The 18,474-nt window shown below is 46.8% G+C and carries 19 protein-coding genes and 1 riboswitch; of the genes, 9 read left to right on the plus strand and 10 right to left on the minus strand.

Translation table 11 applies throughout. The features are described 5' to 3' along the window. Positions 1–83: 83 nt before the first annotated feature. The 6 genes from BLQ44_RS06185 to BLQ44_RS06210 all read left to right on the plus strand — a co-directional run bounded on the left by BLQ44_RS06185 (position 84) and on the right by BLQ44_RS06210 (position 5,589). Positions 84–908 carry a glutamine ABC transporter substrate-binding protein gene (locus BLQ44_RS06185; RefSeq protein ID WP_093193015.1) on the plus strand — a complete coding sequence of 275 codons (825 nt, stop codon included), beginning with the start codon at positions 84–86 and terminating at the stop codon, positions 906–908. Positions 909–987: 79 nt separating this feature from the next. After that, positions 988–1,644, plus strand: coding sequence for an amino acid ABC transporter permease (locus BLQ44_RS06190; RefSeq protein ID WP_093193016.1), 657 nt, complete (start codon positions 988–990; stop codon positions 1,642–1,644). Positions 1,645–1,649: 5 nt separating this feature from the next. Further along, positions 1,650–2,372, plus strand: coding sequence for an amino acid ABC transporter ATP-binding protein (locus tag BLQ44_RS06195; RefSeq protein WP_093193217.1), 723 nt, complete (start codon positions 1,650–1,652; stop codon positions 2,370–2,372). A gap of 190 nt (positions 2,373–2,562) precedes the next feature. Beyond that, a complete protein-coding gene (guaC, locus tag BLQ44_RS06200) occupies positions 2,563–3,543 on the plus strand; it encodes a GMP reductase (RefSeq protein ID WP_093193017.1) in 981 nt (326 codons plus the stop codon). Further along, a riboswitch (purine riboswitch) is annotated at positions 3,537–3,638 on the plus strand. (Overlaps the previous gene by 7 nt.) A gap of 74 nt (positions 3,639–3,712) precedes the next feature. Beyond that, complete coding sequence (locus tag BLQ44_RS06205) at positions 3,713–4,300, plus strand: xanthine phosphoribosyltransferase (protein WP_093193018.1); 588 nt, start codon at positions 3,713–3,715, stop codon at positions 4,298–4,300. Then, the gene (locus BLQ44_RS06210) at positions 4,297–5,589 is read left to right on the plus strand and encodes a nucleobase:cation symporter-2 family protein (RefSeq protein ID WP_093193019.1); all 1,293 of its coding nucleotides are present in this window, start codon (positions 4,297–4,299) and stop codon (positions 5,587–5,589) included. The genes BLQ44_RS06205 and BLQ44_RS06210 overlap by 4 nt, the downstream gene beginning before the upstream one ends. 44 nt (positions 5,590–5,633) lie before the next feature. Here the strand turns inward: BLQ44_RS06210 and BLQ44_RS06215 are convergent, their stop codons facing one another. Together BLQ44_RS06215 and BLQ44_RS06220 are read right to left on the minus strand one after the other, a co-directional pair. Then, a complete protein-coding gene (locus BLQ44_RS06215) occupies positions 5,634–6,422 on the minus strand; it encodes an Ig-like domain-containing protein (RefSeq protein ID WP_093193020.1) in 789 nt (262 codons plus the stop codon). Positions 6,423–6,555: 133 nt separating this feature from the next. Next, complete coding sequence (locus tag BLQ44_RS06220; RefSeq protein ID WP_093193021.1) at positions 6,556–6,966, minus strand: VanZ family protein; 411 nt, start codon at positions 6,964–6,966, stop codon at positions 6,556–6,558. A gap of 61 nt (positions 6,967–7,027) precedes the next feature. On the opposite strand from BLQ44_RS06220, the gene BLQ44_RS06225 reads away from it, so the two are divergent. Next, positions 7,028–7,927: an acetamidase/formamidase family protein gene (locus tag BLQ44_RS06225; protein WP_093193022.1), complete on the plus strand. Its 900-nt coding sequence runs from the start codon at positions 7,028–7,030 to the stop codon at positions 7,925–7,927. A 35-nt stretch (positions 7,928–7,962) separates the two neighbouring features. On the opposite strand, the gene BLQ44_RS06230 is transcribed toward BLQ44_RS06225, so the two are convergent. Then, positions 7,963–8,604, minus strand: coding sequence for a YczE/YyaS/YitT family protein (locus BLQ44_RS06230; protein WP_093193023.1), 642 nt, complete (start codon positions 8,602–8,604; stop codon positions 7,963–7,965). Positions 8,605–8,953: 349 nt separating this feature from the next. On the opposite strand from BLQ44_RS06230, the gene BLQ44_RS06235 reads away from it, so the two are divergent. Beyond that, positions 8,954–10,462, plus strand: coding sequence for a BCCT family transporter (locus tag BLQ44_RS06235; RefSeq protein ID WP_093193024.1), 1,509 nt, complete (start codon positions 8,954–8,956; stop codon positions 10,460–10,462). Positions 10,463–10,528: 66 nt separating this feature from the next. On the opposite strand, the gene BLQ44_RS06240 is transcribed toward BLQ44_RS06235, so the two are convergent. The 3 genes from BLQ44_RS06240 to BLQ44_RS06250 all read right to left on the minus strand — a co-directional run bounded on the left by BLQ44_RS06240 (position 10,529) and on the right by BLQ44_RS06250 (position 14,634). Then, positions 10,529–11,797: an aspartate aminotransferase family protein gene (locus BLQ44_RS06240; protein WP_093193025.1), complete on the minus strand. Its 1,269-nt coding sequence runs from the start codon at positions 11,795–11,797 to the stop codon at positions 10,529–10,531. A 15-nt stretch (positions 11,798–11,812) separates the two neighbouring features. Then, a complete protein-coding gene (locus tag BLQ44_RS06245) occupies positions 11,813–13,198 on the minus strand; it encodes a YjiH family protein (RefSeq protein WP_093193026.1) in 1,386 nt (461 codons plus the stop codon). Between the two features lie 143 nt (positions 13,199–13,341). Beyond that, complete coding sequence (locus BLQ44_RS06250) at positions 13,342–14,634, minus strand: acetamidase/formamidase family protein (RefSeq protein ID WP_093193027.1); 1,293 nt, start codon at positions 14,632–14,634, stop codon at positions 13,342–13,344. A 119-nt stretch (positions 14,635–14,753) separates the two neighbouring features. Between BLQ44_RS06250 and BLQ44_RS06255 the strand changes: the two genes are divergently transcribed. Further along, positions 14,754–15,203, plus strand: coding sequence for a hypothetical protein (locus tag BLQ44_RS06255; protein ID WP_143004703.1), 450 nt, complete (start codon positions 14,754–14,756; stop codon positions 15,201–15,203). 29 nt (positions 15,204–15,232) lie between these two features. Here BLQ44_RS06255 and BLQ44_RS06260 read toward each other — a convergent pair whose 3' ends face one another. The 4 genes from BLQ44_RS06260 to BLQ44_RS06275 all read right to left on the minus strand — a co-directional run bounded on the left by BLQ44_RS06260 (position 15,233) and on the right by BLQ44_RS06275 (position 18,397). Beyond that, positions 15,233–15,730, minus strand: a complete 498-nt coding sequence (locus tag BLQ44_RS06260) for a PepSY domain-containing protein (protein ID WP_176757446.1) — start codon at positions 15,728–15,730, stop codon at positions 15,233–15,235. Positions 15,731–15,824: 94 nt separating this feature from the next. Beyond that, complete coding sequence (locus tag BLQ44_RS06265) at positions 15,825–16,337, minus strand: PepSY domain-containing protein (protein ID WP_093193030.1); 513 nt, start codon at positions 16,335–16,337, stop codon at positions 15,825–15,827. 45 nt (positions 16,338–16,382) lie between these two features. Then, complete coding sequence (locus tag BLQ44_RS06270) at positions 16,383–17,729, minus strand: sensor histidine kinase (protein ID WP_093193031.1); 1,347 nt, start codon at positions 17,727–17,729, stop codon at positions 16,383–16,385. Next, the gene (locus BLQ44_RS06275; protein ID WP_093193032.1) at positions 17,726–18,397 is read right to left on the minus strand and encodes a response regulator transcription factor; all 672 of its coding nucleotides are present in this window, start codon (positions 18,395–18,397) and stop codon (positions 17,726–17,728) included. The genes BLQ44_RS06270 and BLQ44_RS06275 overlap by 4 nt, the downstream gene beginning before the upstream one ends. Positions 18,398–18,474 lie beyond the last annotated feature (77 nt).

Below are 18,474 nucleotides of genomic sequence, written 5' to 3' on the forward strand. Positions count from 1 at the left end.
TTGATTTTTAAATTATTCAGAATATTTACATTATTGCTAAAGTTTGTGATAATAGTAGGTATCTTAGTTAAGGGGGAACAGAAATGAAGAAATGGTTGGGTCTTTTCACATTATTTTTACTTGTTACGCTGCTTGCTGCATGCGGATCATCCGAAGAAGGTGGATCTGATACCAGTGGTGAAGGCGGCGACTCTGGCGAGGGAAGTAGCGGAGATACATATACCGTCGCTACGGATAATAACTTTGTACCATTTGAATTCCTGAATGAAGAAACCGGAGAAATGGAAGGGTTCGATATGGATCTTATCCGCGCTGTCGCTGATGAAGCCGGATTTGAAGTGGATATTGAATCGATGAAATTCGACGGGGTAGTCGCCGGAATGCAGACGGGTCGTTATGACATCGGTATCGCCGGTATGACGATTACGGAGGAACGTGCGGAAACAATCGACTTCTCCGACCCTTATTATGATGCCGGACTTATCATTGCGGTACAGGAAGGAAATGAAGACATCCAATCCGAAGACGACCTTGCTGGTAAAAAAGTAGGTACACGCTCCGGAACGACAAGTGAAACGTATTTGTCGGAAAATCACCCGGAAGCGGAAATCGTGACATTCCCAGGAATCGTAGAAGCTTACATGGATCTCCAGGCAGGCCGTGTGGATGCAGTTATGTATGATGTACCGAACGTACAATACTATGTAAATAACGACGCTAAAGGCGAACTGAAAACCGTCGGTGACATCCTTCAGGGGGAACAGTACGGGATCGCTTTCCCACAGGATTCCGAACTTGTAGAGCCTGTAAACGAAGCACTTCAGACATTGATCGATAACGGCACCTATGATGATATTTATGAAGAATGGTTCGGTGAGCGTAAATACGGCACGGAATCTTCGGAATAACACAGAAAGCGTAACAGTTCTCTGTTGCGCTTTCTCCCTATCACTTAAAATTCAGTCATAATGAAGGAGCGACGTACACATGGAAGCGATTATGGATTCCCACTACATACGGGTCCTCCCCTTTCTATTCGAAGGGTTGGTCTGGACCCTCATCATCACAGGGGTCGGCCTTTTCTTCGGCTTCATTCTCGGGGCGATTTTCGGCCTGGCCCGTCTTTCAAAAAATAAACTGATTTATATCATATCTTCTATCTATGTAGAAGCTCTGCGCGGGACGCCGATCCTGGCTCAGATTCTATTCATCTACTTCGGTTTGCCGGATCTCATAGGGTTCAACATCGATAAGATCACTGCCTCTATCATTGCGATTGCACTGAACGCAGGGGCTTATATTGCGGAGATTGTCCGTGGTGCCGTTTATTCTATCGATAAAGGACAGAACGAAGCCGGCCGATCTATCGGTCTGACGAGAGGACAGACGATGAGATACATTATCTGGCCCCAGGCATTCAAACGAATGATCCCTCCACTCGGAAACCAATTCGTCATCAGTCTGAAAGATACTTCCCTCTTCTCTGTCATCGCCGTCGGAGAACTCCTTTACATGGGTCAGCAATATTACGGTACAACGTTTGCCGCTTTCGAGGCACTTACGATGGTCTGCCTCATGTATCTGGCAATCACAGTACCTACTGCCCTGTACCTGCGTAAAGTGGAAAGGAGACTCGATGTATGAGTAAAATGATTACGGTCAAAGACTTGCATAAATCTTTCGGAAAAAACGAGGTCCTGAAAGGCATCGACTTGGAAGTTCACGAGCAGGAAGTCGTATGTGTCATCGGTCCTTCGGGATCAGGGAAAAGTACCCTTCTCCGCTGCCTGAACCTTTTGGAGGAAGTGACGTCCGGAGATGTATATATCGAAGGGGATAATCTTACAGACAAAAACGTCAACATCAATGAAGTACGGACTCGTGTAGGGATGGTATTCCAGCACTTCAACCTCTTTCCCCACATGACAGTCATGGACAACATCACGCTCGGTCCGATGAAAATCAAAGGGGTATCAAAGGATCAAGCACGTAAAGATGCTATCCCGATTTTACAGAAAGTCGGCCTGGAGGAAAAAGCGGATGTGTATCCCGAGAGTTTGTCCGGTGGTCAGAAACAACGTGTCGCCATCGCACGTTCCCTCGCGATGAATCCGAAAATCATGCTGTTCGACGAACCCACATCCGCTCTCGACCCGGAACTTGTCGGCGATGTTCTCGAAGTTATGAAAGACCTTGCCAAAGAAGGGATGACGATGGTCGTCGTTACTCACGAAATGGGTTTCGCCAGAGAGATGGGTGACCGCGTTATTTTCATGGATGAAGGTATTATCATGGAAGAAGACGAGCCGGAGAATCTCTTCGGTAATCCTCAGAACCCGAGGACCCAGGAGTTTCTCAGCAAAGTTTTATAATAATTCAAGGAAGGCGTCCATAATCGGGCGTCTTTTTCATGTTTCACTCTAAAAGACGAACAATAAAATAAAAAACCTAAAAAACAATCGTTTTTCACTTTGACAAATACTTCATTTTCCTTTACATTAATCATTGTACGAACATTAAACATCACATAATAAATATTATTCGTTTTTAGAGGTGAACCATGTGGAAAATGTTTTTGATTATGAAGATATCCAGTTAGTCCCTTCCAAATGTATTGTAGAAAGCAGATCCGAATGCGATACATCCGTAACGCTCGGCAAGCATACGTTCAAACTTCCCGTCGTCCCTGCAAATATGCAGACGGTCGTGGATGAAGAGCTTTCCAGAAAACTTGCAGCTAATCAGTATTTCTATATCATGCACCGTTTCGAACCTGAGAAACGCAAGAGTTTCATTAAAGCAATGAAAGATGAGAATCTCATCTCCTCTATCAGTGTAGGGGTAAAAGATGAAGAGTATAAATTTCTGGAATCGTTGGTCGAAGAAGCACTGACCCCTGATTACATGACGATTGACATTGCACATGGACATTCCCAGGCCGTCATCGATATGATCCGCTTTATTAAACAGCATATGCCTGAAACGTTCGTGATTGCCGGAAATGTCGGCACACCGGAAGCAGTACGTGAACTTGAAAATGCGGGAGCGGACGCTACCAAAGTCGGGATTGGACCCGGAAAAGTTTGCATCACGAAAATCAAAACAGGTTTCGGCACCGGAGGCTGGCAACTGGCAGCTGTTCGCTGGTGTGCGAAAGCAGCGAGCAAACCTGTCATTGCAGACGGCGGAATCCGTACCCATGGCGACATCGCGAAATCTATCCGTTTCGGTGCATCCATGGTGATGGTCGGCTCCCTTTTCGCAGGCCACGAAGAATCTCCCGGCGAAACGAAGGATATCGACGGAAAGCTCTATAAAGAGTACTTCGGCTCCGCATCCGAGTATCAAAAAGGCGAGAAGAAAAACGTGGAAGGCAAAAAGATCGTCGTCGAACATAAAGGAAGCGTCAAAGACACGCTTCAGGAAATGGAACAGGATCTTCAGTCCGCCATTTCCTACTCAGGTGGCAACTCTCTCGAGGGGTTACGTCACGTGGATTACGTTGTTGTGAAAAACTCCATATTCAACGGAGACAGAATTTAAAAAATCTACTTTTTCATATAATAGCGGGGATAAGGCCTGCGAGTTTCTACCGGTTTACCGTAAATGAACCGACTATGAAAAAGCATTGATGTGTGTGAATGGGACACGTCTGCTTTTTCATAGCAGGCGTGTCTTTTTTATTTCTTTTTACATATTGGAGGTTCGAATTATGGAAGCATTGAAACGAAAAATCCGAGAAGAAGGTACCATCCTCTCCCCTTCTGTCATAAAAGTGGATGCTTTTCTGAACCATTGCATTGAGCCATCGTTCATGCAAGAAATAGGAGAGGTCTTTGCAGACAAGTTCAACAATGAACCTGTAACCAAAATCATTACACTCGAGTCTTCAGGGATCGCACCTGCGACGATGACCGGTCTAATACTTGGCGTCCCTGTCATCTTCCTGAGAAAACAGAAGTCCCTCACGATGCAGAATAACTTGTTGACCGCAACCGTCTATTCCTACACGAAGCAGACGGAAAACACCATCAGTATCGCTGAAAAATATCTTTCAGAAAAGGATCATGTTCTTATCATCGATGACCTTCTTGCAAATGGAGAAGCGCTGCAGGGCATGGTCGATATCGTTCAAAAAAGTGACGCAAGCCTTGCCGGATGCGGCGTAGTGATCGAAAAAGCCTTTCAAGCCGGAGGAAAATCATTAAGGCAGAGAAACATCCGCGTGGAAGCTCTTGCTTCTATCGCTTCGCTCGAGAATGACACCATTACATTTACAGAACAGGAGGCGACACATTGAAAACAGCAGCACTCGGCTTTCAGCATCTTTTAGCTATGTATACAGGAGCGGTTCTGATTCCTCTTATCGTCGGAGGAGCACTCGGACTTACATCGGAACAACTCACTTACCTTGTAGCCATCGATATTCTTATGTGCGGCGTAGCCACCATTCTTCAGGTGTTACGTACGAAATGGTTCGGAATCGGACTCCCGGTCGTCCTCGGATGTACGTTTACGGCGATTGGTCCGATGATTGCCATCGGCGGGCAATACGGCGTGTCCGGCATTTATGGTTCAATCATCGTCTCCGGACTTCTCGTCGTTGTACTCGCCCGCTTCTTCGGAAGTCTCGTCCGCTTTTTCCCTACAGTGGTAACAGGAACGGTGGTTACCGTAATCGGGATCACTCTGATTCCTGCGGCCATCAAGAATATGGGTGGCGGGGAAGGAGCAGAAGACTTCGGTTCCGGTGCCAATCTTCTACTCGCTTTCGGGACACTTTTATTCATCATTCTTCTTTACCGGTTCGCTTCCGGATTCGCCAAGTCCATCGCTATTATGCTTGGTCTCGTCGCTGGTACCATCGTCGCTTCGTTTTTCGGAAAAGTCGATTTTTCTGCCGTAGGAGAAGCGAATATCTTTCATATGGTAGAACCTTTCTATTTCGGCATGCCTACCTTCCACTGGTCCGCGATTCTCACCATGACGCTGGTCGCTATGGTTTCTGTAGTAGAATCCACTGGTGTCTATTTTGCCGTGAGTGATATGAGAGATGAGAAACTGGATGAAAAAGACCTGGCCCGCGGCTATCGTGCAGAAGGGTTGGCAATCGTTCTCGGAGGAATCTTCAATGCGTTCCCTTACACCGCTTTCTCTCAAAACGTCGGACTGATGAACATGACTGGAGTCAAATCGAGAAAAGTGATCCTTACTACCGGCGTAATGCTTATAACTCTAGGCTTCATTCCTAAGATTGCCGCTATTACAACCATCATCCCCACCCCGGTTCTCGGTGGTGCGATGCTCGCTATGTTCGGAATGGTCATTGCGCAAGGAATCAAGATGCTCAGTCCTGTCATTCAGAATTCAGCGGAGAATTCGATGATCGTCGCCTGCTCTGTCGGTATGGGGCTCGGCGTAACAGCAGTACCTGAACTGTTCGCAAGTCTTCCGGAAGGTGTGCAGATTCTCACGAGTAATGGTATTGTAGCCGGGAGTCTGACCGCTATCGTCCTTAATATTGTATTCCACGCTTCTCCCCGCAGGAAAAGTCACGCACAGAACCTGGAAACCAGAAAAGCTTCCTGAATGATAAAAACCCGCTCACCTTTTAGATGAGCGGGTTTCTTGTATTATAAATAGTCAACCAAACCTACAGCAGTAACAGATCCATCGATACCATTGCCTTCATACGTAACGACTAGTTGATACTCACCTACCAGGTAAACTGCGGCTGTCTGATTTTCTTCTTCCCTATACTGGGTGATCATTTCATTTCCGAACATTTCCTCTACATCACTACGATCATACGTATCAGCCGGAAGCTGTTTGATGATCGCTTTCAACCCTTCTTCTTCTGCATTCGGATCCCAGCCAAAAGCATAATCTGTGTAATACTTAAATTGAAAACCGAGCAGTTCCTGATTTTCGTAGTTCGTGCCGATTTGTTCATCCGGTGCATTGATAGAATTACCAAGAGACAAAGGAGCACCTTTCAACTTCCCTTTAGCAAGACCTTCTTCTAGCTCTGCATCAAAATAACTGCCTTCGTTTCCACTTGAATCATCCGTCTGAATCGTAAAAGGCATAATCAAGTTATTCTGATACATCTTGCCATTTTCAAAAGCCAGCTCCTCTGTAATATGTAACTCGTAGCTCTGGCCCGCTTCATAGAGATTATTTGCGTAAATGGTCGCTTTCTTGCCATCCAGGGAAACCCCGTTTTCCAGAACTTCTCCACTTTCCGTTTGCACAAAAATGAAGTTTTTGTTTTCTGTCGTGTCCTCAAGTGGAACGTTGAATTCCACTGTCCAATTCTTATCGGCATCCACTCCGTTTTTCTCTTCCCACTGAATTTCTTCAGCCGAGGCAACGAATGGAATAGCGATAACTAACAATACTGCTAAAACCAATGTTCTCATTCACTTGTCCTCCTTAACCTCAGTACTATTACCCATGTTATCACGGTTTCTGTAAGAATTCCCTCAAAGTCGGCACAACTAAACCGTACAATACCTTCTACCAGTGAAAAATGCCGTGCAGTCTCCCCTGTAATCATTCAGAAGAGGCACTCTGCTTTTTTCTATAGAAGACTGCAAAAGTGAACACTCCCAGTATGACCCCCAAACTATCTATACCTACATCACTGATTTGCCCGCTCCTCCCAGGAATAAACTTCTGATGAAACTCATCACTCATCGCATAGATTACGGAGATCACCAAAGCCACATACCATTTCCGTGAAGCTGAATAAAAAAGAATAGCCAGCAGGAAATAAGCAAACACGTGCGCCCCTTTTCGCACCAGGTAATGCAACTGATCTTCCGGCAGAGGTATCACGGAAAAAACAGCTGCAACTATCGAACTCAGCTCTCCAGATTCCTCTCCCGGCTGATGAGATAAATAAAAAATGGTCGCCATCCATCCGATAGCGAGAATCCATGGAATATTCAGACTCTTTGACATGACCCGATCCGTCCTTTCCTATATAATAATACCTAATAATGGGAAAGGAGTCGATGATTCTATGAAACAACTCGAAAAAGAAAAATTCGTCTACGCCATGGATAAAGAAAATGAACCCGCTTTTCACATTTCCTCCGGAGAACAGGTGGTCGTCCATACATACGACTGTTTTGAAAACCAGATCCAGAAGGAATCTATTGAAATGGATACACTGGACTGGAATCGCATCAACCCGGCGACAGGCCCGATCCATGTCGAAGGAGCACAACCAGAGGATGTGTTGAAAGTTCGCATCGACAACATTGACCTCGGAGACCAGGGAGTTATGCTGACAGGACCGAACCTTGGAGTCATGGGACATCGTATGGAAGATTTCCAAGTGAAAGTTCTCCCGATCGAGAATGGAAAAGTCGTGTTTGATGATAAACTATCTCTTCCGTTGAACCCGATGATAGGGGTGATAGGAGTAGCTCCTGAAGGCGAAGGAGTGAACTGTGGCACACCGGATGCTCACGGAGGAAACATGGACACGAAACGGATCACTACTGGTGCGACTCTCTACTTCCCTGTTTTTCAACCAGGGGCATTGTTGGCTCTCGGGGACTTGCACGCAGCCATGGGAGACGGGGAGATTAGTGTGTCAGGAGTTGAAATCCCAGCAGAGGTGACGCTTACCGCAGAAGTCTTGAAAGCGGAGTCGCTCGCTTATCCGATGCTTGAAGACGATGAAGGGGTGGCGACAATCGTTTCCAAAGAAACGCTCGATGAAGCGGTGGATACAGCAGTCGAAATGATGATCGACCGTATCCTCCCTCATGTGGACATGACGACTTCAGAGCTTACGATGCTTATGAGTGCTGCAGGCCAGGTGGAAGTCAGCCAGGTCGTGGATCCACTGAAAACGGCGCGTTTCTTCGTACCTCGCTACATCCTCGACGCTTATGATATTCATCTTTTCTGATATACAAAAAGCTGCCCTTCGTCGGGCAGCTTTTTTTAAAGCATTTCTTCTTCGAGCTCTTTGCCGATTGACGGATGGTAACGATAATACAGCGTGTAGCTTCTGGTATAGAACCACTGGATCCATGGACCGAGCATAATCATCGGTGCCAGTGTGCCAAGACCGACAGGACCACCGATAATGAAGGCGAGAGCAGTCATGGTTGCCGCTACCGCCGTCTGACCTACCTGCAGGCTTAAATTGAAACGATGACTCACGGCAAGAAACAGTTGGTCCACCGGCGCCCGTGGGAATTGCGGCAGAATATACACAGCGACACCAAGACCGATGATCATCACTGCTACCAGTAAGATGGCCAGTTGAACGGCAAACGGATACACAGCAAAGTTCACAGAGGCGAATACAATCTCCAGCCAAAAGTCGAGGATCAGACTTTCCATTACGATAGGGATAACTGCTCTGATTTCAGGCGCCTGTTTCATAAGCAAGGCGTTCACGAACACAATCAGAAACTGGAATACCCCGTACCAGAAACCCACAGTAAATCCGAGATGGTCTGAGACCCCAATGAAAAAGGCGGTCCAGAATCCAGCTCCAAGTGCAGCGTTGATTAACAATGCCACCCCGAAAAAATTGATAAGCATGCCGAGGACGTACACACCGGAACGGTACAGCATGACTCTCCCTCCTTTCTTTCTCTACATTCATTCTTCGGTCATTCTAATAGAAGATATAGAAAGATACAAGGAGAAAAACTTAGATATATCTATCATTTATGATTGAAAACGTTATATTTACGTACAAATCGCCTTATATTTATTTTTTCGAGGAAAAATGACTACATTTTCGTAAATTCATCCCCTTGAACCTATTTGTGTTTTGTCAGGAATTACGTATAATGACAAAGGTGAAATACTTTCAGTAGAGCTTCTCATGTTCTTACTAGACGAACAATCCAGCTTTACGAAAGTATTTTTTATTTGTGTTCATTTGTTGTCATCACGCCATAATTTTTTAGGAGGAACCATGAAAAGCGTATCCAGAGTTTTTTTCATTACACTTGCATTAGTTGTTACCACCGTTATATTCGGGGCTTTGTTTCCTGATCAGTTCGAAGAAATAACGGGGACCATTAAATCTTATGTCGCTACGACATTCGGCTGGTATTACCTGCTACTTATGTCCGCCCTCGTCATCGTAGCCATTTCCATCTCCATCAGCCCCTGGGGGAAAATACGTCTCGGGAAAGACGGAGAAAAACCTGAGTTTTCTTTACCTACCTGGACAGCGATGCTGTTTTCAGCAGGGATGGGGATCGGCCTGGTATTCTACGGAGCTGCTGAACCTCTTTTCCACTATATGTCGGATTCACCTACAGCGGAAACAGGAAGCGGCAAAGCTTTCAAAGAAGCCCTTGTCTACTCTTACTACCACTGGGGTATCCATATTTGGGCTATGTACGGCGTCACAGCGCTCGCTTTAGCCTTCTTCCAGTTCAGAAAAGGGGAGCCCGGCCTCATCTCCACGACCCTGAAACCGTTGTTCGGAGAAAAGATGAACGGTCCACTCGGTACCCTGATCGACGTCCTGGCTGTCTTCGCAACCGTATTCGGTGTGGCTACTTCTCTTGGTTTCGGGGCAGTCCAGATTAACGCAGGGCTCTCCCATCTATTCGGTTTCGAAGTCGGTTTCACTTCCCAGTTCATCATCATAGTCGTGGTCACGCTGCTATTTCTGATTTCGGCCTGGACGGGATTAAGCAAAGGGATCAAATACTTATCCAATACAAACCTGGTGCTTTCTGTCACCCTGCTGGTACTTGTGCTGATTCTCGGTCCGACGATACTGATTCTGAATATGTTCACTGAAACATTCGGTATGTATATCCAGAACTTCATTGAAATAAGTTTCCGGACAGCTCCTCTTGAAAGCGACAATCGCAGCTGGCTGGACAGTTGGACCATCTTCTATTGGGCATGGTGGATTTCGTGGGCCCCGTTTGTCGGTATGTTCATTGCCCGGGTCTCCCGCGGACGCACGATTCGTCAATTTCTCACCGGCGTCCTGACGATTCCGTCATTACTCATCTCCATCTGGTTCGCTGTCTTCGGGACGACTTCCGGAGATCTTCAAAATAAGGGGTCCGAACTTACACAGTATGCAACGGAACTTGTATTGTTCAATATGTTCGATCAACTCCCGTTGTCGCTATTGCTATCGTTGATAGCTATATTACTTATCGGCTCGTTCTTCATTACGTCCGCCGATTCTGCCACTTTCGTACTTGGTATGCAATCGATGCACGGCTCACTTGTACCTGCGAACAGAATCAAAATCATATGGGGAATCGCTCAATCGTCGGTAGCCCTGATTCTTCTTTATGTGGGGGGACTCCAGGCCATTCAGAATACGATCATCGCCGCGGCCCTCCCTTTCTCCTTTGTCATGATTCTCATGGTTATTGGTCTCTTTAAAGCACTGAACCAGGAGTACAAACAAATGGAAGAGCAAAAGAACAGAAATCAGAATCTATAGACATACGAAAAGCCAGTCTGCTTCAATGAAAAGCAGACTGGCTTTATTTATCAGGAGATCATGACTCTACTTGCTGTTTCTCCGTTCGATCAATGTCTCCTCGAATAAATTGAGACCCTGGTCGATTTCTTCTTTAGTTATCGTAAGCGGAGGAATCATCCGCATGATTTCCGTCTGATTCCCTCCGAAATAGAACAGCACCCCTTTTTCAAGAGCACGGTCGAGACATTCAAAAAGAACGTCACTGCTCGGTTCTCCCGTTTCAGGATCGACCATTTCGATGCCGATCATCAGACCGAGCGCGCGGACACGTCCGATTTCCGGATACTTCTCTTTCATATAAAGAAGTCGGTCGTAGGCGTAATTCCCCTGTTCCTTCGTATTCGCTAAAAGGTTCTCTTCTTCAATGACATCAAGGACCGCATTCGCGGCGTGACAGGCGATCGGGTTGCCCCCAAATGTCGTCGCATGACTCCCGAGCGGCCATTTCTGCATCAGCTCTCTCGAAGCGACAGTTGCACTTAACGGCAGGCCGCTGGCAATTCCTTTAGCAATCGCCATGACATCCGGCGTGACACCGAACGTATGAGAAGCGAACCATTCTCCGGTACGCCCGAAGCCGGTCTGCACTTCATCGAAAATAAGAAGAATGCCGTGTTCATCACACAATTCACGTACCCGCTTCAGCCAGGCTTCTGGTGGTACGACATAGCCGCCTTCTCCAAGTACAGGTTCCACAATGAAGGCAGCCACCTCTTCAGGAGCGACCTGGTATTTGAATAGCTGTTCCGCATGATGGTTAAGCTCTGCCGCCGGATCTTCTGCATCCGGATCCGCATAAGGGAGCTGATACGTTCCATTCACCGGCTGATATTTACGGTATTTGCTTTTCGAAGTGGAAACACTGAGCGCTCCCATCGAACGGCCGTGGAATCCTCCAAGAAAAGAAACGACATACGGCCGATCCGTTACGTGACGGGCGAGCTTCAATGCGCCTTCCACAGCTTCCGCTCCACTATTTCCGTAAAAGAAACAGTCGAGGTCCCCGGGAAGAATTTCTGCAAGGCGTTTCGATAACTCAAGGATTGAATCATACATGATGACGCCCGAAGGACCATGGGTGAGCTCGTCCGCTCCCTGTTTGATCGCTTCAACGACTTTTGGATGCCTGTGACCGACGTTTGTCGTCGCAATCCCTGATGTGAAGTCCAAATATTTCTTGCCATCTTTTCCATAGTAGTAGTGCCCTTCTTCCTTATCGACCGGAAGATTCGGGTGATCTTTCGCCATACTGGGCGCAAGGTGTTTGTCTACCAGATCTTTGATTTCATCCATAATTGATACCCTCTCTTAGAAGAAAAATAAGTGAGCCATTGCTGCGGCAATCGGCAGCGTGACGACTGTACGCTGCAGAAAGATGATGAACAGTTCGAACAGATTGATCGGGATATTCGACTTGATGAGAAGTACACCGATTTCTGACATATAAATGAGCTGGGTGAGTGCCATCACTCCGATCACGAAACGGGTGATTTCCGCTTCGATTCCACTCCCTATGACTGCAGGAAGAAACATATCTGCAAATCCTACAATCATTGCAGGTGCTGCCGCTTCTGCTTCAGGAAGCTGTAGCAGATTCAAAATAGGAATGAAAGGATAGGATAAATACGTGAAAATCGGTGTGAATTCAGCGATTACAAGGGCGATAGTTCCGAGGGCCATCACAAGCGGAATGAGCCCGAGCCAGATGTCAGCCACGTGGAATAACCCTTTCTTCACGACTTGTCCGGCACCTTTCACCTGATCCGCCTTTTTCACAGCACGGTCCACGCCCCACCGGAATGTCGACCATCCCTCGGGTACATCTTCCTGAATCTGACGCCCGACCGGCGCATGATACGTCGTCTTCTTATTCGACAACGGCGGAATTCTCGGAATGACGATCGCCGCTATAATTCCGCACACAATCACTGTAGCATAAAATTGAACAAACAAGTGGTCGATGGATAGAAATCTTGCGATAACGAGACTGAAAGCGATGGATGCAATCGAAAAGTTCGTTGCGATGATCGAGGCTTCCTTTTTCGTATAGTACCCCTGTTCATACTGTTGGGTGGTCAAAAGTACTCCTACCGTCCCACTTCCCATCCACGATGCCATCGCATCTACAGATGAACGACCAGGCAGCTGGAATAATGGGTTCATCACCTTCCTCACCATCGCTCCGATGAAGTCCATAAGACCGAACTCGAGAAGAAGCGGCATGAACAGACTCGCGAATAAAAACCATACCATCAGTACAGGGACGAGATCGTACAGAACCACCACTCCGGTAAGGTCGGACCAGATCACTTCCGGTCCTACACTGAATAACGTCATCAGTGCAAAGATGGCACCAATGAAACGTAGCGTAATCCAGAACGCCCCGACGTCAAAAATAGCGGTCACGAACGCATTATTCTGATACGTGCTAGATGGAAAGAATTTGACTGCCAGACTTCCGACAGCAGAAATCCATAACACCAATGTCATGAATGCCGGAATGTAAGGGCCGAGAGCAGCCTGAAGCCCATCTGCCATAACTCCCAGACCGATTGTCACCGTGTCATTAACAGATATAGGAACAAGGAAAAGGAGAACACCGATGATGGAAGGGATAAGAAATTTGGATAATTGCTTCGGTGTGTATTTACCTGTATTCATTTCGTTTTCATTTTTCAATTGTTGTGCGTCCATAAGGTTCGCCTCCATTCGACTTTGGTTCGTTAATGACTAATAATACATTCTCATGTATCTTTATGCAATAGTTTTTTCGAAAGAAACTTATCTTTAGGTCAAAATGAAAACACCCGTGAAAGATCACGGGTGTTAGAGTACATTCAGTTGTAATGCTCTTCTACGATTCTTTCCAGGTTCTTCTTCTCAAGGTAGTGCTTCGGTGCCAAGAATGTCACCGTCACCATGCCGGGATGACGACCGATTTCGATAGACCCGGTGATAGTAGAGCGGTTCATCACTTCCGGAACGTCTATCCCGAAGGCTTTAGCTGCTCGCTCCATGCCTACTGTCGTGGCTTCGTTCAAGTCGGCTCCTGAGCCTATAAAAGATACAGGTAAGGAATCTTCGAACTCTTCTACGCCCCACTGCTTTCCGAGCGCTTTCGCCTGCTCTTTTTCTTTTTCAGAGAAAGGTTTGGCAAGATAAGGGAGGTCTTTTTCGACTGGTAAAAGGATCGGTCCTTCGATATCTATTTCTTTCAAGACTTCCACCTGCAGACTTACGATTCCGGAAACGTCTGTCGTATGACCTGCTATTTCACCATCTCCCTGCATCGCGTGCATATCCCCGAGGTAGACCCCTCCGCCTTCGACTTTCACCGGACAAATAAGTATCGCTCCTTCCCGCACCCTGTTGATATCCAGATGTCCATCTGTACGGTCTTCGAGTTCTTCTTTCGTGAGCCCGTATTGGTGAGGAGCATCAATCAGGAACTGACCGAAATCGCCGGCATTGTGCGAATCAGGAATCGGACGTGACGGTGTGGTACCGAGTTGTCCAAGGAATGGTCGCAAGCGTGCCATAGCCCCGACGATATCATGAGGAGCGAATGTCACAACCGGGTTCTGGATCGATTCCTCGGGCGTTCCCATGTAATGCTTCGCGTCTCTTGCCGCCTTCTCAGCCGCAGATTTATTCAGCGTAAGACCGATATTTTTCTGCTGGTTGAAAGCGATCGTATAAGCATTGGTGAACACGAACGGCGTCACGTCCTCTCCGCATTCCTTACAGCGGATCGACTGCTGGCCAATGCCTTCGATGTATGTCTCTGGATTTTCCGTCCCGCAGCTTGGACACTTCCCGTCCACAAACGGGTCTCCCGTGAACCTTCCTTCTACAGGCTGGTCGTTGCCTGAAGCCGTAGCCATCGAAGTCACTTCGATCGACTGGATACGGATAGCGATAGCATCTCCTACTTCTGCTCCTTCTACGTACACGGGCCTGGTCACTTCATGTCCGCCTTTCAGTGCCGGGGTGATCATCGGCCCCCAACATCCCGGAGTCGTGTTGGCGACGATGTGCCCGCCGTCCCTGACCCTGTATTCCATCTCTTTCCCAGGATCAAGTACACCATCCGTGAACTTGTTGACATATACCGTCTGTTTCGCTTCCATGTGCTCCACTCCTTCGCAGTAATTATCTCAATATTAAGATAAATGAAAGCGTTTTACAATTAAACTGACTTTTCACAAATATCTGTTCGGGGTATGAGGAGGGAGAGAGGAAGGTGCTTATGCTTGAGTTATTGATTACACACATCCCTTCAACGATGCTCCATATATTGACCGGCATGCTCGTCGCAGATGTCTTATTCCGAGGGCCTGCTTTTCCCTATAGAGGAACGAGGCTGATTCTTCTGGGAGCAGTCGCCTTTCTTGTACTCATCCCGGATATTCCGAAACTATTCGGTGTGCTGTACGGTCATTCTCTCATTACTGTACCTCTGATCGCGATTGTTTTCGCTATTCTGATGAGGACGATGCTCTCTATGACTTTATGGGGAATCTGGTGGCGTCTTTCCCTCGTCCTCATTGTCAGCTCTCTCGGAATCGATTATCTCGGAAACGGCGTTCATCTCTTTTACCCGGTGAGCACAGATACGTACGGGGTTTCTATCATCAAATATGAATTCTTTTACATTCTTCCAGTCAGCCTGCTTCTATTTCTACAACTGAGAAAGTGAATAGGAAAACCTCAGCTCTTCAGCTGAGGTCATTTCTCTTCCTGTTCGAACTCGAGGACTTCACCGGTCTGCCCATGGATAGTAAGCTCATACTCTGTATTCCCGTCCTTCACTTCCACTTCATAGTGACCGTCATCGATCTCAAATTCTGTGATGGAGCCTGATGCTTCTTCTTTGGCGATCGTTTTGGCTTCTTCTTCGCTCAACGTTCTTTCACCGGTATATTCTTTGTCTTCTCCATCGTGATCCATTTCCGTAATGGACCCTTCATTCGCATCAATGTCTACGTCAAGCTGCTTTCCTTCTTCAGTCGTTCCTTTCACTTCATAGACCGCCCGGCCATCATCGTCGTCTCTCTTCACACTATCCACGGTAAAACCCTGCATTTCTTCCTGTACGATCTTCGTCGCTTCCTCTTCAGATAGATCCACCGGACCGCTATTTTCATTGGTGAGTGCATTCACGCTGAAGGCCCCGCCACCTATAAGAACCGCTGTTCCTAAACCGATCAACCATTTATTTCTCATTGTCGTCATCCTTTCTTTATTTGGTCATCTTCATCATATCTTCCGAATATGAAAAGAAAAGGAGAGAAACATGAGAATCTGATGAGAATGTCGATCAGTCGTCCCAGGTGATGGACATCACTTCTCCGTTAATCGCATGAATCTGAACTGTCGCTTCCCGCTCATCAGAACGTTCGATTTCTACAAGATAATAAGGGATATCCCCCTCTTGTTCGTAATCAATATCATCGATGGTTCCTGCCACCTCTTCTTGAGCGTTGATCCCGGCTTCTTCCTCTGTCAACAACCGTAGCGGCTCTTCCTCTGTTTCAGAAGGTGCCTCAGATTCTTTTTCGATAGCATTCTCCTCAAGACGCCTGACGTCTTCCACCGTAGCACTTTCTCTATCTATCGTAATAGCATACACTCCGGTATCCCGTTCAACAGTAGCGATAAAGCGCTCTTCATCTTCTTTCCATTCGAGAATCGAACCCTGATAGTGAGAAGTGACCAGATCACGTGCTTCTTCAGAATCAAGCGCTTCCTCCTGCCACGCCCCCATTACAAACCAGGAGATAACTCCGAACACGAGAAGTACAAGCATGACACCTATTATCTTCCTGGACATGATCACTCCTCCTTTTCTATCATTATAATGGGGAAAAATGAGAATTCACTGAGAAACAGGGAGGGAGAGACGTACCGTTGTCCCATTTCCTTTCACGCTATCTATTTCCATCGTTCCTTCCAATACACGGGCAAGTTCTTTCGCAAGGGACATCCCGAGACCGAAGCCATCCGTCCTTGCTTCATCAGCCTGATAGAAACGATCGAAGACACGAGCGATCTGTTCCTGTGTCATTCCTATCCCATAGTCCGTAACTTCAATGAGTGCTCGATCCCCACTTCTGTGCACCTTGACTTCAATGGCGTCTTCACTATATTTACGCGCGTTATCAAGTAGAATAAAAACAATCTGTTTCACTTTCTGTTCATCGGTTTCGAGGATGATCTTTTCATCAGCGGGATGAAAATCGATCCTTCTGTTGTACCCTTTTTCAAAAACTCCTGCCGACTTCTTCAAAAGTTCATTCAGTTCCACGCTTTCAAAGTCTACCTTCAGCTGGTCCTCATGCCTTGCCAGCAACAACAACTGCTGCGTCAATTCATACATCCGTCCAGCCTCCTCATGAATCGCATCGACCGATTCCCGGAAGAGCTCTTCACCCTCAAGGCCGCGTCTTTTCAATAAACCGGCGTAAGAATCAATGACCGTCAAAGGAGTTTTCAATTCGTGAGAGGCGTTAGCTACGAACTGTTCCTGCTTCTCATAGTTGTCTTTCAGACGTTCCATCATGGAATTGAATGTTTCTGCCATTTCCTGAAGTTCATCTTTGCTCTTCCCTTTTGTCTCAATCAGCTCAAATCTTCCGCTATGTCGTATTCGACGCATCGTTTGAATCAAAGAAGTGATCGGGCGTACAATCACTCTTCCTATCCATTTCGCTGAAAAATAGAGCGGGATCAGGGCCGATACAGAAACGATCACGAGAACCACTGCGAGTGTACTCAAATTCTCAGCGACAGACGATAAACGTTCATAGCGCTCCAGAACTACAACTTCTCCTCCCGTCCATATAATCGGTATGGAAGCTTTCGCATGAGGCTCCCCATCAATATCTATGACTTCAGAAGCAGACTCCCTGGAGAACTCTGCATTCTCTTCCCTAAGATAATCGACCTCTCCGGAAGCAACACTCACTTCTACACGATTATCAGGGAGGACGACGCGAAGCATACCGTTCACCGGCACATAGGCTCGAAAAAGGGACTCCGCTTCTGCCTGATTCTGGACACTGTCGACCTCTCTGGCGGTTCTTTCCAAGTCATTTCTCGCCTCTTCAAGTTGACTATTATAAGTCAGACGACTAAAGGAAAAGTAGATCGCCAGGCTGAATACAATCAGCAACACCGTAAACAATACCGTCGTAAACAGATGAATCTTCGTTGTAAGTCTCATGTCGGTTCCTTCATGACATAACCGACGCCACGGATTGTTTGAATCAAGGGTGTTCCGAATGGTTTATCCACTTTGTTACGCACGTATCTGATATAAACATCGACGATATTCGTATCTCCATAATAATCGTAGCCCCACACGTTTACGAGCAATTGCTCCCTGCTCATAACCTGGCGTTTGTGTTTCAGCAGATAAGCAAGCAGAGAAAATTCTTTCGCCGTCAAATCAATGAGTTTACCGTCTCTTTTCACTTCATGGGTTACTTCATTCACTTCGAGATCCAGAATCCTCATGGCCTCCGAGCCATTCTTAGGACGGAGATTTGCCCGAATCCGCGCAAACAGTTCTTCCATATCAAACGGTTTGGTTACGTAGTCATTCGCCCCGAGATCCAACCCTTCCACTTTGTCTTTCACTTCCCCCATGGCGGTGAGCATGATTACAGGCGTCTCCTCGTCTCCTGAACGGATACGTCGAAGTACGTCCCTGCCACTCATTTCGGGTAACATGATATCAAGCAGGATAAGATCCCACTCCTGTTCTCTATATAACCTTAATCCCTCTAATCCATCATAAGCTTTCGAGACTTCATACCCTTCGTGGGTCAATTCGAGTTCCAGGACCCTGGCTATTTTCTGTTCATCTTCTATGATAAGAATCCGTGTCATCCCTTATCCTCTCCCTGTGTCCAATATGTAAATAGGATGAAAGGCTGCTTGTAAATAAAAACCCCGGAGTAATCATC

Source organism: Salimicrobium halophilum (assembly GCF_900100295.1).
In the GTDB taxonomy this organism is placed as follows: Bacteria; Bacillota; Bacilli; order Bacillales; family Halobacillaceae; genus Salimicrobium; species Salimicrobium halophilum.